Origin of the sequence: Mycoplana ramosa, assembly GCF_041930185.1 — a bacterium.
GTDB classification, from domain to species: domain Bacteria; phylum Pseudomonadota; class Alphaproteobacteria; order Rhizobiales; family Rhizobiaceae; genus Mycoplana; species Mycoplana ramosa.
The window spans coordinates 78,297-91,640 of sequence record NZ_JBHEEW010000004.1 but is presented as its reverse complement, the minus strand read 5'-3'; the positions used below and the strand labels follow the sequence as shown (position 1 = coordinate 91,640).

The 13,344-nt window shown below is 63.2% G+C and carries 14 protein-coding genes; 7 read left to right on the top strand and 7 right to left on the bottom strand.

What is annotated here, in order from left to right; genetic code table 11:
- Positions 1 to 139 precede the first annotated feature (139 nt).
- Both clpX and JNC62_RS06500 read right to left on the bottom strand, forming a co-directional pair.
- Positions 140 to 1,417 (bottom strand): ATP-dependent Clp protease ATP-binding subunit ClpX, encoded by a 1,278-nt coding sequence (gene clpX, locus JNC62_RS06505; RefSeq protein WP_374837098.1) that lies wholly within the window; start codon positions 1,415 to 1,417, stop codon positions 140 to 142.
- 287 nt (positions 1,418 to 1,704) lie between these two features.
- Positions 1,705 to 2,337 carry an ATP-dependent Clp protease proteolytic subunit gene (locus JNC62_RS06500; protein WP_374837097.1) on the bottom strand — a complete coding sequence of 211 codons (633 nt, stop codon included), beginning with the start codon at positions 2,335 to 2,337 and terminating at the stop codon, positions 1,705 to 1,707.
- Positions 2,338 to 2,628: 291 nt separating this feature from the next.
- Here JNC62_RS06500 and ggt point away from each other — a divergent pair, with 291 nt between their 5' ends.
- The gene (gene ggt / locus JNC62_RS06495; RefSeq protein WP_374837095.1) at positions 2,629 to 4,386 is read left to right on the top strand and encodes a gamma-glutamyltransferase; all 1,758 of its coding nucleotides are present in this window, start codon (positions 2,629 to 2,631) and stop codon (positions 4,384 to 4,386) included.
- Positions 4,387 to 4,450: 64 nt separating this feature from the next.
- On the top strand, positions 4,451 to 5,698 hold the full coding sequence (locus JNC62_RS06490) for a cytochrome P450 (RefSeq protein WP_374837094.1): 1,248 nt from the start codon (positions 4,451 to 4,453) through the stop codon (positions 5,696 to 5,698).
- Between the two features lie 77 nt (positions 5,699 to 5,775).
- Here the strand turns inward: JNC62_RS06490 and JNC62_RS06485 are convergent, their stop codons facing one another.
- The 4 genes from JNC62_RS06485 to JNC62_RS06470 form a co-directional block, all read right to left on the bottom strand.
- Entirely contained in the window at positions 5,776 to 6,120 is a 345-nt protein-coding gene (locus JNC62_RS06485) for a cupin domain-containing protein (protein WP_374837092.1), read from the bottom strand.
- An 86-nt stretch (positions 6,121 to 6,206) separates the two neighbouring features.
- Positions 6,207 to 7,490 (bottom strand): O-acetylhomoserine aminocarboxypropyltransferase, encoded by a 1,284-nt coding sequence (locus tag JNC62_RS06480; protein ID WP_374837090.1) that lies wholly within the window; start codon positions 7,488 to 7,490, stop codon positions 6,207 to 6,209.
- Positions 7,491 to 7,688: 198 nt separating this feature from the next.
- Positions 7,689 to 8,117: a CoA-binding protein gene (locus tag JNC62_RS06475; RefSeq protein ID WP_374837088.1), complete on the bottom strand. Its 429-nt coding sequence runs from the start codon at positions 8,115 to 8,117 to the stop codon at positions 7,689 to 7,691.
- Between the two features lie 76 nt (positions 8,118 to 8,193).
- On the bottom strand, positions 8,194 to 8,631 hold the full coding sequence (locus tag JNC62_RS06470; RefSeq protein WP_374837086.1) for a CoA-binding protein: 438 nt from the start codon (positions 8,629 to 8,631) through the stop codon (positions 8,194 to 8,196).
- A 233-nt stretch (positions 8,632 to 8,864) separates the two neighbouring features.
- Between JNC62_RS06470 and JNC62_RS06465 the strand changes: the two genes are divergently transcribed.
- Both JNC62_RS06465 and JNC62_RS06460 read left to right on the top strand, forming a co-directional pair.
- Positions 8,865 to 9,701 (top strand): EamA family transporter, encoded by an 837-nt coding sequence (locus JNC62_RS06465; RefSeq protein ID WP_374837084.1) that lies wholly within the window; start codon positions 8,865 to 8,867, stop codon positions 9,699 to 9,701.
- A 156-nt stretch (positions 9,702 to 9,857) separates the two neighbouring features.
- On the top strand, positions 9,858 to 10,436 hold the full coding sequence (locus JNC62_RS06460) for a carboxymuconolactone decarboxylase family protein (protein ID WP_374837082.1): 579 nt from the start codon (positions 9,858 to 9,860) through the stop codon (positions 10,434 to 10,436).
- Positions 10,437 to 10,623: 187 nt separating this feature from the next.
- Here JNC62_RS06460 and JNC62_RS06455 read toward each other — a convergent pair whose 3' ends face one another.
- Positions 10,624 to 11,445, bottom strand: a complete 822-nt coding sequence (locus JNC62_RS06455) for an enoyl-CoA hydratase (RefSeq protein ID WP_374837080.1) — start codon at positions 11,443 to 11,445, stop codon at positions 10,624 to 10,626.
- Between the two features lie 164 nt (positions 11,446 to 11,609).
- On the opposite strand from JNC62_RS06455, the gene JNC62_RS06450 reads away from it, so the two are divergent.
- From JNC62_RS06450 to rpsI, 3 genes are all read left to right on the top strand, one after another.
- Positions 11,610 to 12,047, top strand: a complete 438-nt coding sequence (locus JNC62_RS06450; protein ID WP_374837078.1) for a PaaI family thioesterase — start codon at positions 11,610 to 11,612, stop codon at positions 12,045 to 12,047.
- 227 nt (positions 12,048 to 12,274) lie between these two features.
- A complete protein-coding gene (gene rplM, locus JNC62_RS06445) occupies positions 12,275 to 12,739 on the top strand; it encodes a 50S ribosomal protein L13 (protein WP_374837076.1) in 465 nt (154 codons plus the stop codon).
- Between the two features lie 2 nt (positions 12,740 to 12,741).
- Positions 12,742 to 13,215 (top strand): 30S ribosomal protein S9, encoded by a 474-nt coding sequence (gene rpsI, locus JNC62_RS06440; RefSeq protein ID WP_374837074.1) that lies wholly within the window; start codon positions 12,742 to 12,744, stop codon positions 13,213 to 13,215.
- The last annotated feature ends 129 nt before the right edge of the window (positions 13,216 to 13,344 follow it).

The window sequence follows — 13,344 nt, the reverse complement described above, 5'->3', positions numbered from 1 at the left end:
CATGCACCGACCACAAGGATACGGGCCGCCCCCACGCTGCGATGCGCCGAACTGCAGGCTCCTCACCCGCAGCCCTGTATGCGGCCGATGACATGCGAAGGCCCAGTTGCGCGGGCCTCGCATCCGTAGCGGCGACAAATCAGGCGGATACGTTCGCCTTTTCCTCCGAGCGCTCCGAGTAGATGTAGAGCGGGCGGGCCGAACCCTTGACGACCTCGTCCGAAATGACGACCTCGCGCACACCCTCCAGCGTCGGCAGCTCGAACATCGTGTCGAGCAGGATCTTCTCCATGATCGAGCGCAGGCCGCGGGCGCCGGTCTTGCGCACGATCGCCTTCTTGGCGATCTCGCGCAGCGCGTCCTCGTGGAAGGTCAGTTCCACGTCCTCCATCTCGAACAGCCGCTGATACTGCTTTACGAGCGCGTTCTTCGGCTCGGACAGGATCTGGATCAGCGCATCCTCGTCGAGGTCTTCCAGCGTCGCCAGAACCGGCAGACGGCCGATGAACTCCGGGATCAGGCCGAACTTGACGAGATCTTCCGGCTCGAGATCGCGCAGCACCTCGCCGACGCGCCGGTCCTCGGGCGAGCGAACCTGCGCACCGAAGCCGATCGAGGTCTTTTCGCCGCGGGCGGAGATGATCTTGTCGAGGCCGGCAAAGGCACCGCCGCAGATGAACAGAATGTTGGTCGTGTCGACCTGAAGGAATTCCTGCTGCGGGTGCTTGCGGCCGCCCTGCGGCGGCACGGAAGCGACCGTGCCTTCCATGATCTTCAGAAGCGCCTGCTGCACGCCCTCGCCCGACACGTCGCGGGTGATCGACGGGTTGTCCGACTTGCGCGAAATCTTGTCGACTTCGTCGATGTAGACGATGCCGCGCTGCGCGCGCTCGACATTGTAGTCGGCCGCCTGCAGCAGCTTCAGGATGATGTTTTCCACGTCCTCGCCGACGTAGCCGGCCTCGGTCAGCGTAGTCGCGTCGGCCATCGTGAAGGGCACGTCGATGATGCGGGCCAGCGTCTGGGCAAGGTAGGTCTTGCCGCAGCCGGTCGGGCCGACAAGCATGATGTTCGACTTGGCCAACTCGACATCCGAGCCCTTGGCGGCGTGCGCCAGGCGCTTGTAGTGGTTGTGCACCGCCACCGACAGGATGCGCTTAGCCTGCTGCTGGCCGATGACGTATTCGTCGAGAACCTTGATGATGTCCTGCGGCGTGGGCACGCCGTCGCGGGACTTCACCATCGACGTCTTGTTCTCCTCGCGGATGATGTCCATGCACAGTTCGACGCATTCATCGCAGATGAACACGGTCGGTCCCGCAATCAGCTTGCGAACCTCATGCTGGCTCTTGCCGCAGAATGAACAATAGAGAGTGTTCTTGGAGTCGCCGCCGTTGCTGCCGCTGACCTTGCTCATATCACTTTCCTTCCGGCATGCCGCACAAACCGTTCCAGGCTGCGCGAACCACTCAACCCACCCGGAGGGTCCGACCTGCACCGCCGGCCCATCAAGGCTCTTTGGGGCACTGGCCGGCCTGGACATCCCGACCGGTAGCAACGAATCCCCCACCAAACCGCATGCTAGATGACGTCAAACCAACATAGCATTAACGGCCATTATTAACGTCTTTGGCGCGCGGATAAAGCCCATGGACCATTACAAATGCGTCAACTGCCTTCACCCGCACGCAAAACCCTTGAAAATCAACCGTCTTGCGAGCCTTCGACCGCCTCGCGCGTCGTGATGACCTTGTCGATCAGACCCCAGTCCAACGCCTCGTTCGCGCTCATGAAGTGGTCGCGGTCCAGCGTCTGCTCGACTTCCTCATAGGTCCGCCCGCAGTGCTTGACGTAAACTTCGTTCAGGCGCCGCTTCATCTTGATGATGTCCTTGGCGTGGCGTTCGATATCCGACGCCTGCCCCTGGAAACCGCCGGACGGCTGGTGAACCATGATGCGGGAATTCGGCGTGGCGAAGCGCATGTCCTTGTGGCCGGCGGCGAGCAGCAGCGACCCCATCGACGCGGCCTGGCCGATGCAGAGCGTCGACACGGCCGGCTTGATGAACTGCATCGTGTCGTAGATCGCCATCCCGGAGGTGACGACACCGCCCGGAGAGTTGATATAGAGCGCGATTTCCTTTTTCGGGTTTTCCGCCTCCAGAAACAGGAGCTGCGCGCAGACGAGCGTCGCCATGGAATCCTCGACCGGTCCGGTCAGGAAGATGATGCGCTCCTTCAAGAGGCGGGAAAAGATGTCGTAGGAGCGCTCGCCGCGATTGGTCTGCTCGACAACCATCGGCACGAGGCCCAGGGCAGTATCAACGGGATTTCTCATATCAACCCTTTTCAGTGTGGCCTGAAACCCTTGCGAAGCGCCGGGAATCAACAGTTTTCATATTCCCTACATAAAGCTTCCGGGTGCCCCACTTCAAGACACGCAGCAACTTTGGCCGTGCTCAATGCCAGATTGCGGTTAACCGGCGAAGCCTTGTGGCCGATTTCCACAGCGCAATGGGTCATGAGCGTAAAGGAAGCATGAACCCGCATCCCGGCGCCCTGCGTTTGACGATTGCCACCCCGGAACCCACCGTTCATAGTAATGCGGCCATTTCGAGGGAGGCAGCTTATGCCGGTGAAGATTTTCGCATGCGCAATCGCCACCGTTCTGCTCTTTTGCGTCCCCGCCCGGTCGCAGCAGGCCTCGGATAGCACGGCACCGGAACGGGCGACACAGACCGCGACGGCGAAGATCGTCACGGCCAAATCGTACATGGTAGCCGCCGCCAATCCGGTCGCGGCCGCATCCGGCGCGGAAATTCTCGCTCGCGGCGGCAGCGCCATCGATGCTGCGGTGGTGGTGCAGACGATCTTGGGGCTGGTCGAGCCGCAATCCTCCGGTCTCGGCGGCGGCGCCTTCCTCGTCTATTACGATGCCGGAAAGAAGCGCCTGACGACGCTCGACGGACGCGAGACAGCGCCGCAAAAGGCAAACCCGAAGCTCTTCCTCGACGACAAGGGGCAGCCGCTGAAGTTCTTCGACGCAGTTGTCGGCGGCCGGTCGGTCGGAACGCCGGGCACCGTCAGGCTCTTGCAGGAAGCGCACAACCGCTATGGCGCGCTCGACTGGAAGGTGCTGCTCGAACCCGCCGCCGCCCTCGCCGACGCCGGGTTCGCCGTTTCGCCGCGCCTGGCGGCGCTGATTGCCGCGGAGGGCGACAAGCTCAAGACCTTCGAGAAGACGAAGAACTACTTCTTCGATGCCGCCGGCGCACCGCTCAAGGCCGGAACGATCCTGAAGAACCCCGACTATGCCGCAACGCTCCGGGCGATCGCCAGGAACGGAGCGGACGCCTTTTACACCGGTCCGATCGCCGAGGCGATCGTCGACACGGTGCGGATGGCAGCGAAGAATCCGGGCGTCCTGACGCTGGACGACCTTTCCACCTATCGCGTCAACGTGCGGTCACCCGTCTGCATTGCCTACCGTGCCCTGGAGGTTTGCGGCATGGGGCCGCCCTCCTCCGGCGCCGTCACGGTCGGCCAGACGCTCGGCATGATCGAAAACTTTGACATCAAGGGGCTCGGCAGCAACAGCCCGCGGGGCTGGCGGATCATCGGCGACGCCCAGCGCCTCGCCTTTGCCGATCGCGGCCGCTATCTCGCGGACACGGACTACGTGCCAACGCCGATCAAGGGGCTTCTCGAAAAGGAATATCTCGGCAAGCGCGCCGCCCTGCTCGATGGCGACCGTGCGCTCGCCGACGACGCCGTCAAGCCAGGTGAACCGGAGTGGGACCACGCGCAGCTGTTCGGGTCGGACACTTCGCTCGAGCTCCCGTCGACGAGTCACTTCGTTATCGTCGACAAGCAAGGCAACGTCGTTTCCATGACGACCACGATCGAGAACGGCTTCGGTTCGCGGCTGATGACGAACGGCTTCCTGCTGAACAACGAACTGACCGACTTTTCCTTCGAGACGCACGACAACGGGGTGCCGATCGCCAATCGCGTCGAACCGGGCAAGCGGCCGCGCTCCTCGATGGCGCCGACGATCGTCATGAAGGGCGGCAAGCCGCTACTTGCGATCGGCTCACCCGGCGGCAGCCAGATCATCGGCTATGTCACCCAGGCGCTGATCGGCTATATCGACTGGGGCATGGACGTCGGCCAGATCGTCTCGATGCCGCATCTCCTCAATCGGTTCGGCACCTTCGAGATCGAGGCGGGCACGGACGCGGAGAAGCTGGCGAAGCCGCTGCAGGATCTCGGATACGAAGTGAAGGTCGGCGAGATGAATTCCGGGCTGCATGCGATCGAGATCACCGCCGATGGCCTGAAGGGCAGCGCCGACCCGCGCCGCGAGGGCGTGGCGATCGGGAAGTAGCACACGTTATCGAGCTGCTTTCGGGGGCCTTCCGCGTCGGCGCGAATTCGGCTAGGTCTCGCTTATGACCAAGCCGTTTCCCTTCCTTTCCATCGATGCCGCCGCCCGCCGGGTTTCCCTTAACGCCCGCGATCCCGCCTTCTATCGCGATCCGAACCCGGTCTACGCGGCGCTTCACGCGCATTCTCCGACCTTCTGGTGGGAGGAGCAGAAACAGTGGTACTTCACCGGCTACGACCAGGTGAATGTGCTTCTGCGCGACCGACGTTTCGGCCGACAGATCCTGCACGTGGCGAGCCGCGAGGAGCTCGGCATGCCCGCGCCGCTACCGCACCTGAAGCATTTCGACGCCGCCGAGGCCTGGTCGCTGCTGGAGCTCGAGCCGCCCGAGCACACGCGGCTGCGCACCCTTGTCAACCGCGCCTTCGTCTCCCGCCAGATCGACCGGCTGCGGCCGGAGATCACGGCGCTAACAAACCGACTGATCGACGGCTTCGAGAAGGACGGCAAGGTGGAACTTCTGTCCGCCTTCGCCGACATCGTACCGGTGACGATGATCGCGCGCATGATCGGCATTCCCGACGAGATGGGTCCCCAGCTCCTGGACTGGTCGCATGCCTATGTGCGCATGTACATGTTCGGCCGCACGGAAGCGGACGAGCACGCCGCCGACAAAGCGGCGGCGGAATTTGCCGACTACGTCCGGTCGGTGATTGCCGAGCGCCGCGCCAATCCGCGCGACGATCTTCTCAGCCACATGATCCACACCGAGCACAAGGGTCAGTTGCTCACCGAGGATGAACTGATCTCGACGACGATCGTGCTGCTGAATGCCGGCCATGAGGCGACGGTGCACCAGATCGGCAACGCCGTGCGCAGCATCCTCGACAGCGGGCTTTCCCCGGAAGCCATGTTCGCCGACGAAAAAGCGACGGAGCGCACGGTGGAGGAAGCCCTGCGCATCTGCGCGCCGGTGCACATCTTCGAGCGCTACGCGCTCGAGGACGTCGAGGTCGAGGGCATCCCCTTCAGGCGCGGCGACAAGATTGCGCTGATCCTGGCTGCGGCGAACCTCGACCCGAGGAAGTTCAGCGATCCCCTCACCTTCCGGCCGGACCGTGACGAGGGCCCGAATCTCTCCTTCGGCGCCGGGATCCACTTCTGCATCGGCGCGCCGCTGGCACGCCTCGAGCTCAACATCGTCCTGCCGATCCTGTTCCAGCGGCTGCGCGGCATGCGCCTGGCCGAAACGCCGGTGGTCAAGGACGTCTATCACTTCCACGGGCTGGAACGGCTCGATCTGGTGTGGTGAAAGGCCCGAAGCCGCGCGCCTTGCCGGCGTGCGGCGCTCCCGAATAGACAGATCTGATCGACGTAACCGCGTCCGCCTTAGAGCAGGATCACGTAGTCTTTTCGCGTTGTTTCAACGACTTCCCAGGTTCCCTTGAAGCCGGGCCTGAGGATGAGGCGATCGCCCGCCTTCAGATCGATGACCTCACCGGCGTCGGACGTGACGATCGAATGGCCGGAGAGGATGTTGAAATATTCCCACTCGTCGTACTGGATGCGCCACTTGCCGGGCGTCGATTCCCAAACCCCGCAGTAGATCCCGCCATCGGCCTCCTCGAGGTTCCAGGTACGGAACTCCGGATTGCCGGAAATGAGCCGGCCTTCGGCCGGTCGGCCGATTTCCGGTTGGATGGACGAGATATCGAAGCCGATTGTCTTGCTCATGATGGATTCCGATCATTGAAGGTCGCCGGCTCGTCCTCTCCGAGAACCGATCGTCTCGGAGAGGTACACAACGGCGAAACCGGCCCTTATGCTTTCGCGAGCGCCTGTTCGAGGTCGGCGATGATGTCGGCGACGTCCTCGATGCCGATCGACAGGCGAACCACATCGGGGCCGGCGCCGGCCGCAGTCTGCTGCTCGGGCGAGAGCTGACGGTGCGTCGTCGAGGCCGGATGGATCACCAGCGAGCGCGTGTCGCCGATGTTGGCGAGATGGGAGAGCATCTCCAGACCCTCGACGAAACGCTTGCCCGACTCGTAGCCACCCTTCAGGCCGAAAGTGAAGACGGCGCCGGCGCCCTTCGGCGAATAGCGCGTCTGCAACGCGTGGTTGGGATCGCTCTCCAGGCCGGAATAATTGACCCAGGACACCTTGTCGTGCGCCTTCAGCCACTTGGCCACGACGAGCGCGTTGTCGCAGTGGCGCTGCATGCGCAGCGGCAGCGTCTCGATGCCGGTCAGGATCTGGAAGGCGTTGAAGGGCGAGATTGCCGGGCCGAGATCGCGCAGGCCCAGCACCCGGCAGGCGATGGCGAACGCGAAGTTGCCGAAGGTCTGATGCAGAACCACACCGGCATATTCCGGCCGCGGCTCGGAGAGCGTCGGATACTTGCCGGACGCCGACCAATCGAAGGTGCCGCCGTCGACGATGATGCCGCCCATGGAATTGCCGTGGCCGCCCAAAAACTTCGTCAGCGAATGGACGACGATGTCGGCGCCGTGCTCGAACGGCCGAACGAGATAGGGCGTCGCCATCGTATTGTCGACGATCAGCGGCAGGCCGTGCCTGTGCGCGATCGCGGCGATCGCGGCGATGTCGACGAAGGTGCCGCCGGGATTGGCGAGGCTCTCGATGAAGATCGCCTTGGTCTTGTCGTCGATCTGGCTTTCGAAGCTCTCAAGCTTGTCGGTGTCGGCCCAACGGACATGCCAGTCGAAGTTTGCGAATGAGTGTCCGAACTGGTTGATCGAGCCGCCATAGAGCCGGCGGGCAGCGACGAAGTTGTCGCCCGGGCGCATCAACGTATGGAAGACGAGCAACTGCGCGGCGTGACCCGAAGCCACCGCCAGCGCGGCCGTGCCGCCCTCGAGCGCGGCCACCCGCTCCTCCAGCACCGCCTGGGTCGGGTTCATGATGCGGGTGTAGATGTTGCCGAAGGCCTGCAGGCCGAAGAGCGAGGCGGCATGGTCGGTGTCGTTGAAGACGAAGCTGGTCGTCTGATAGATCGGGGTCGCGCGCGCGCCGGTCGTCGGATCCGGAGCCGCACCGGCATGGATGGCGAGCGTTGCAAAACCCGGCTTGTTCTTCGTCATATGGAAAACCTCCCTTTGGCATGCCGCCCGCTCAGAAAAGCGGGAAACATACGCACATTCAAAATGTTGAGCACCAGCACGGCCGGCCCGGTGCCCGGCACTATTCCAGACCGGCCGAGCCCGGTCAAAGAAAGATTTTCCGTTGAACAGCAATGTGATGGCAAGTTCGATCGGCCGTGACGCCAAGCGGAGAAATCGTTAGCCGATCAACCGCGGATACTCAATGGCGGGGCAGCGATCCATGACGACCCTTATGCCGGCGGCTTCCGCGGGTCCGGCAGCAGCGTCGTCGCGCACGGACAACTGTCCCCAGATCACCTTCGGCAACGGAGTTACCGCAAGCACCTCGTCCACGACACCGGACAGAGCCGGTGCCGCGCGAAAGACGTCGACCATGTCGATCGGCTCCGGAATGTCGGCAAGACGGGCGACCACTTTCTGGCCATGGATTTCCCTGCCCGCCTGGCCGGGATTGACCGGGATCACGCGATAGCCCTTGCGCAGCAGAAAGGCCATGACGCGGTTGCTCGGCCGTTCCGGATTGGGAGACGCACCGACGAGCGCGATGACCCTGGTCGTCCGCAGGATGTCCGCGAGGTAGTAGTCCGCATAGTCGTCGTGATTCATGCCGCCTCCTGAATTGACAAACAGCAGGAGCCGGCGGCGCGTGTCAATACGCAATTGACGTTACGTCAGGACAATCTCAGGCTCGGCTCCGGGCGAGCATCGGATATTCCGTCACCGGGGAGCGGTCCATCACGACATGCACCCCGACGGCCTCGGCCCTCTCGGCCGCGGTGTCATCGCGCACCCCATACTCGCCCCAGATCACCGCGGGCCTGGGATCGAGCGCCAGAACTTCGTCCACGACAGCTGAGAACTGCGGCGAGGCCCGAAACACATCGACCATGTCGATCGGCTCGTCGATGTCGGCCAGGTGGCCAACGACGGTCTGGCCCAGGATCGTCTTTCCGGCATGGCCGGGGTTGACCGGAATGACGTGATACCCCTTGCCGAGCAAAAAATTCATCACGCCATGGCTTGGCCGAGACTGATTCGGCGAGGCGCCAACCACGGCAATCGTGCGAACCGATCGAAGGATGTCGCAGATGTAGGCGCCGGGATAGCAATCGTGGTTCATCGAAGCCTCCTGCTGCGGCTGGACGCGCAGCCGCACTCCCGATCCATTACGAACATTTATTATACGTCATCTCACCCCCAAACGTGAAATCGCCTGCCGCGGAGGCCGTTTCGATCGCCTCGCGCAAAACTGAGCCATTTCACCCCGAAAGCGCCTTGCATACCGCTTCAGCAACTGTAGATTTCCGCGACCGCCTGCCACTTAATCCCCAGCCGAACAGACCGAGGTTTTCCGTGCCGATTGACGTCATTGCGCTTGTCCTGCTCGGCGCTGCCCTGCATGCCGTATGGAACGCGATGGTCAAGGCGGGCAGCGACAAGTCGCTGGATGCGGCGATGATCGCGCTCGGGGCCGGCGCGTTCGGCCTTGCCTTCCTGCCCTTCGTGCCGCTGCCGAAGCCGGAGGCCTGGCCCTTCATCGCCGTCTCGGCGATTTTCCAGTTTGCCTATTTCCAGCTCGTCGCCGCCGCCTATCGCGCCGGCGACATCGGCCTTGTCTATCCGCTGATGCGCGGCGCGGCGCCGCTCATCGTCGCATCGACCAGCGGGCTGGTGCTCGGCGAGCATCTGTCGGCCGGGGCGCTCGCCGGCATCCTGATCATTTCCGCAGGCGTGCTGACGCTCGCCTTCGAAGCCCGGCATGGCGGCCGGCATGCCTTCCTGCTGGCGCTCGCCAACGCCTGCGTCATCGCCTCCTACACCTTCGTCGACGGCGCCGGCGCGCGCATCTCCGGCAACGCCATTTCCTACACGCTGTGGATGGCGTTGTTGCCGCCGGTCCTGCTGTTCAGCTGGGCCATCTACCAGCGCGGCACCGATGTCGTGGTGAACCACGTCCGCCGCAACTGGCAACGCGGATTGATCGGCGGCGGCGGCTCGATCGCGTCCTACGGCCTGGCCCTCTGGGCGATGACCAAGGCTCCCGTCGCAACGGTCGCCGCGCTCCGCGAGACCGCCATCCTGTTCGCCCTGCTGATCTCCGTGGTCATCCTCAAGGAAAAGGCCAGCATCTGGCGTTACATCGCCGGCACGATGATCGCCGCCGGCGTGCTGGTGCTGCGGCTCGGGTAGAAAGTTGGACCAACGGATCTCGCCTCCAGGATCCAAACGACGACAGGGCGGCGTCGCTCTCCGCTCCCCTAGCCGCCGGACCGTGTCACGCTGGCCGCTCTTGAGGCTTCATTCTGGTTTCTACTATGGTGGGGCCTCGCCGCAGGGGAGACCGCTATGTTCATCAAGACCATCGAGCCTGAAGAGGCAACGGGAGAAATAGCAGCGCTTTACGATGCCGAGAAGAAGGCGACGGGACGCGTGATGGAGGCCACGCAATGCTGGTCCGCGCGCCCCGACGTCATCGTTCCCGTCGAAAAGCTGCTACATCAGATCCGCGACGGTTTTTCGCTCGGCTTGCTGAACTTTCGACTCATCACTTTTGTCACCGCCCAGCATGTTCCTTCCAGCTATTGCTGCCATGTTTACTTCCGCAGCCTTTCCGAGATGCTTGGCCGCGAGCAGGCACTGGCAGTTCGAAGGAACTACCGAAACGCGGGGCTGGATGATCAACAGGTCGAGATGCTTGCCTACGCGGAAAAGATCGGCCGCAACGCATCGCAGATAACCGTGTCGGACATTGAGCGATTACGACACGCGGGCTTCACCGACGTCAACATTGCCGATATCGCTCTGGCCGCATCTTTCCGTAGCTTCATGAGCCGCTACTTCGACGCCGTGGGTGCAACGGTCGAGCCGGAGTTTCTCGACAGTGATCCAGCCGTGAGGGAAGAGATGGCAGTGGGTCGCAAGTAGGCCTCTTTCCGCCTAACGACCACAAGTGTCGTTGCCCAAGCCCGGCTCGTTGCGGACGAAGGTCTGCCCGGTTCATGCGTAAAAGACCCGGCGGAGCATCACCGCCTCCCGCCAATTCGCGCGCGGACGGACCGTGATGCCAGTCGACGAGGCACTCAACCCAGACGGCCTGACCATTAGGAGAGACCTAATCGCCCTTCCACTCTGGCATCCGCTTGCCGAGGAAGGCGCCGATCCCCTCCTTCGCATCGTCGCGCAGCATGTTGTCGACCATGACCGAGACAGCCTTGTCATAGGCTTCGGGCAGCGGCAGCCCGGCCTGGGCGCGATAGGCGGCCTTGCCGATTCTGAGTGCTTCCGGCGACTTCGACGCGATCACAGCGGAATACTTGTCGACGACCTGGCGCAAGTACTGCTTCGGCACGATGCGGTTGACGAGGCCAAAGTCCTTGGCGGTCGAGGCGTCGATCGTCTCGCCGGTGAGCAGCATCTCCATCGCCTGCTTGGGGTGAGCCGCGCGCGTCACCGCCACCATCGGCGTGGAACAGAACAGGCCAATGTTGACGCCCGGGGTACAGAAGGTCGAGGTGTCGGTGCAGATTGCCAGATCGGCGGTGGCGACGATCTGGCATCCGGCTGCCGTCGCAAGCCCGTCGATCTCGGCGATCACCGGCTGCGGCAGGCCGGCGATCTTCAGCATCAGGTCGGCACACATCCGCACGGTCTTCTCGAAGAAGCCCCGGCCACCATCGGCATCGGTACGGTGCGCCGTCATCTCCTTCAGATCGTGGCCGGCGGAAAAAAGGCTGCCGGTCGAGGCGAGAACGACAACGCGCACCGTATCGTCGGCCGCTGCCGCGTCGAGAGCGGCGGAGAGCGCATCCATCAGCGCGATCGACAGCACATTGGCCGGCGGGTTGTTGAGGGTCAGCCGAAGGACCGCACCTGCCTGCTCCTTCAGCACCAGTCCGCCGGCATCCTCTTTGCGCAAGTGCACCACATCGGCCATGACCATCTCCCGTGTCGGCTTCCTCTTTAGGCCCCTGGTACGCGGAGGGGAACGGCCTTTCAAGAGCGGCTGGCCACGTTCCTCACCAGTAAGACTTTTCGGCAATTGCAGCCGGTCGCCCCGCGCCTCTAAGAAAGGCTGAATCGAAAGAAACGGAGACCAGCATGGAAGCCAACCTCACCCCGGTCATGACGGTCGCCGAACTCAACCGTTTTCTCGAGACCGACTTTCCCGAGATCCACACTGACGGCAAGCTCTTCGAGGTGACGGCGGTCGGACCGGGCAGCGTGACGATGCGGCTGGCACCGTCGGAGAAACATCTGCGCCCGGGCGGCACCGTTTCCGGCCCGACGATGTTCGCACTCGCCGATGTCACGGCCTATTGCGCGGTGCTGGCCCACATCGGACCTGTCGCCCTTGCCGTCACCACCAATCTCAACATCAATTTCCTGAGAAAACCGGAGCCAGGCGCCCTCACCTGCACCAGCCGGCTGCTGAAACTCGGCAAGCGACTCGCCGTGATCGAGGCCGCAATTTCAGCAGGACCTGACGGCGATCTCGTCGCCCATGCGACCGCAACCTACTCAATTCCGCCGCGATAATTTGTGGTACCATAACACCACCAACTTAAGGCTCTTATTTTATTGGCATTTTTTGAAATGCCCAGAAACCGCGGCGCTTGACGCTCAACCGCACATCCCCTATAAGCCGGCGCAGATCGCGGTCCCTCGGGCCGCTTTCGTTTTTGGCACGTTCATAGCCTGCCAAACCAAGCAACAAAAAACGCCCGGGCCTTGCGGCCTTGGGTCCAGATGAAAAGAGCTTTACCATGGCAACCTTCGTACAGAAGCCCGCCGAGGTGGAAAAGAAGTGGATCCTCATCGATGCCGAAGGCCTCGTTGTCGGTCGTCTCGCTTCCATCATCGCAAACCACCTGCGCGGCAAGCATAAGGCCACCTACACGCCCCACGTCGACGACGGCGACAACGTCATCGTCATCAACGCCGAGAAGGTCGCGCTGACCGGCAAGAAGTACTCTGACAAGACGTACTACTGGCACACCGGCCATCCGGGCGGCATCAAGGAGCGCACCGCTCGCCAGATCATCGAAGGCCGCTTCCCGGAGCGCGTTCTGGAGAAGGCCGTCGAGCGCATGGTTCCGCGCGGCCCGCTCGGCCGTCGCCAGATGAAGAACCTTCGCGTCTACGCAGGCCCGAATCATCCGCATGAAGCACAGCAGCCGACCGTCCTCGACGTCGCCAAGCTGAACAGCAAGAACGTAAGGAGCGCCTGATAATGGCTGACCTGTCTTCCCTGAAGGATCTCGGCACGGTCGCAGCCGCTCCGGCGTCCGCCCCGGTTCACGTCAAGAAAGTTGACGCCCAGGGTCGCTCCTATGCGACCGGCAAGCGCAAGGACGCCGTCGCCCGCGTCTGGGTCAAGCCGGGTTCCGGCAAGATCACCGTCAACGGCAAGTCGTTCGAAGCCTACTTCGCCCGTCCGGTCCTGCAGATGATCCTGCAGCAACCGATCGTCGCTGCGGCCCGCGAAGGCCAGTTCGACATCGACGCCACCGTTGCTGGCGGCGGCCTTTCCGGCCAGGCCGGTGCGGTTCGTCACGGCCTGTCCAAGGCCCTCACCTACTTCGAACCGGGCCTGCGCGCGGTTCTGAAGAAGGGCGGCTTCCTGACCCGCGACAGCCGCGTCGTCGAGCGCAAGAAGTACGGCAAGGCCAAGGCCCGCCGTTCGTTCCAGTTCTCGAAGCGCTAAGCGCCTCGCGGATCACGCTTTTGGAAGGCGGAGCTTCGGCTCCGCCTTTTTCTTTTGCGGCTGTGGAGTCGGCGTGCGGTGATTGCAGCGCACGAAATCCGCAAGCCCCCCTTGCCAACCGTCCGCCGA

Bases quoted from the DNA above. Each gene is read 5' to 3' on its own strand.
- clpX (WP_374837098.1), bottom strand. From the start codon at position 1,417: ATGAGCAAGGTCAGCGGCAGCAACGGCGGCGACTCCAAGAACACTCTC.
- JNC62_RS06475 (WP_374837088.1), bottom strand. From the start codon at position 8,117: ATGAATCACGACGACTATGCGGACTACTACCTCGCGGACATCCTGCGG.
- JNC62_RS06460 (WP_374837082.1), top strand. From the start codon at position 9,858: ATGTTCATCAAGACCATCGAGCCTGAAGAGGCAACGGGAGAAATAGCA.
- rplM (WP_374837076.1), top strand. From the start codon at position 12,275: ATGGCAACCTTCGTACAGAAGCCCGCCGAGGTGGAAAAGAAGTGGATC.
- rpsI (WP_374837074.1), top strand. From the start codon at position 12,742: ATGGCTGACCTGTCTTCCCTGAAGGATCTCGGCACGGTCGCAGCCGCT.
- JNC62_RS06450 (WP_374837078.1), top strand. From the start codon at position 11,610: ATGGAAGCCAACCTCACCCCGGTCATGACGGTCGCCGAACTCAACCGT.
- JNC62_RS06480 (WP_374837090.1), bottom strand. From the start codon at position 7,490: ATGACGAAGAACAAGCCGGGTTTTGCAACGCTCGCCATCCATGCCGGT.
- JNC62_RS06455 (WP_374837080.1), bottom strand. From the start codon at position 11,445: ATGGCCGATGTGGTGCACTTGCGCAAAGAGGATGCCGGCGGACTGGTG.
- JNC62_RS06485 (WP_374837092.1), bottom strand. From the start codon at position 6,120: ATGAGCAAGACAATCGGCTTCGATATCTCGTCCATCCAACCGGAAATC.
- JNC62_RS06470 (WP_374837086.1), bottom strand. From the start codon at position 8,631: ATGAACCACGATTGCTATCCCGGCGCCTACATCTGCGACATCCTTCGA.
- ggt (WP_374837095.1), top strand. From the start codon at position 2,629: ATGCCGGTGAAGATTTTCGCATGCGCAATCGCCACCGTTCTGCTCTTT.
- JNC62_RS06490 (WP_374837094.1), top strand. From the start codon at position 4,451: ATGACCAAGCCGTTTCCCTTCCTTTCCATCGATGCCGCCGCCCGCCGG.
- JNC62_RS06500 (WP_374837097.1), bottom strand. From the start codon at position 2,337: ATGAGAAATCCCGTTGATACTGCCCTGGGCCTCGTGCCGATGGTTGTC.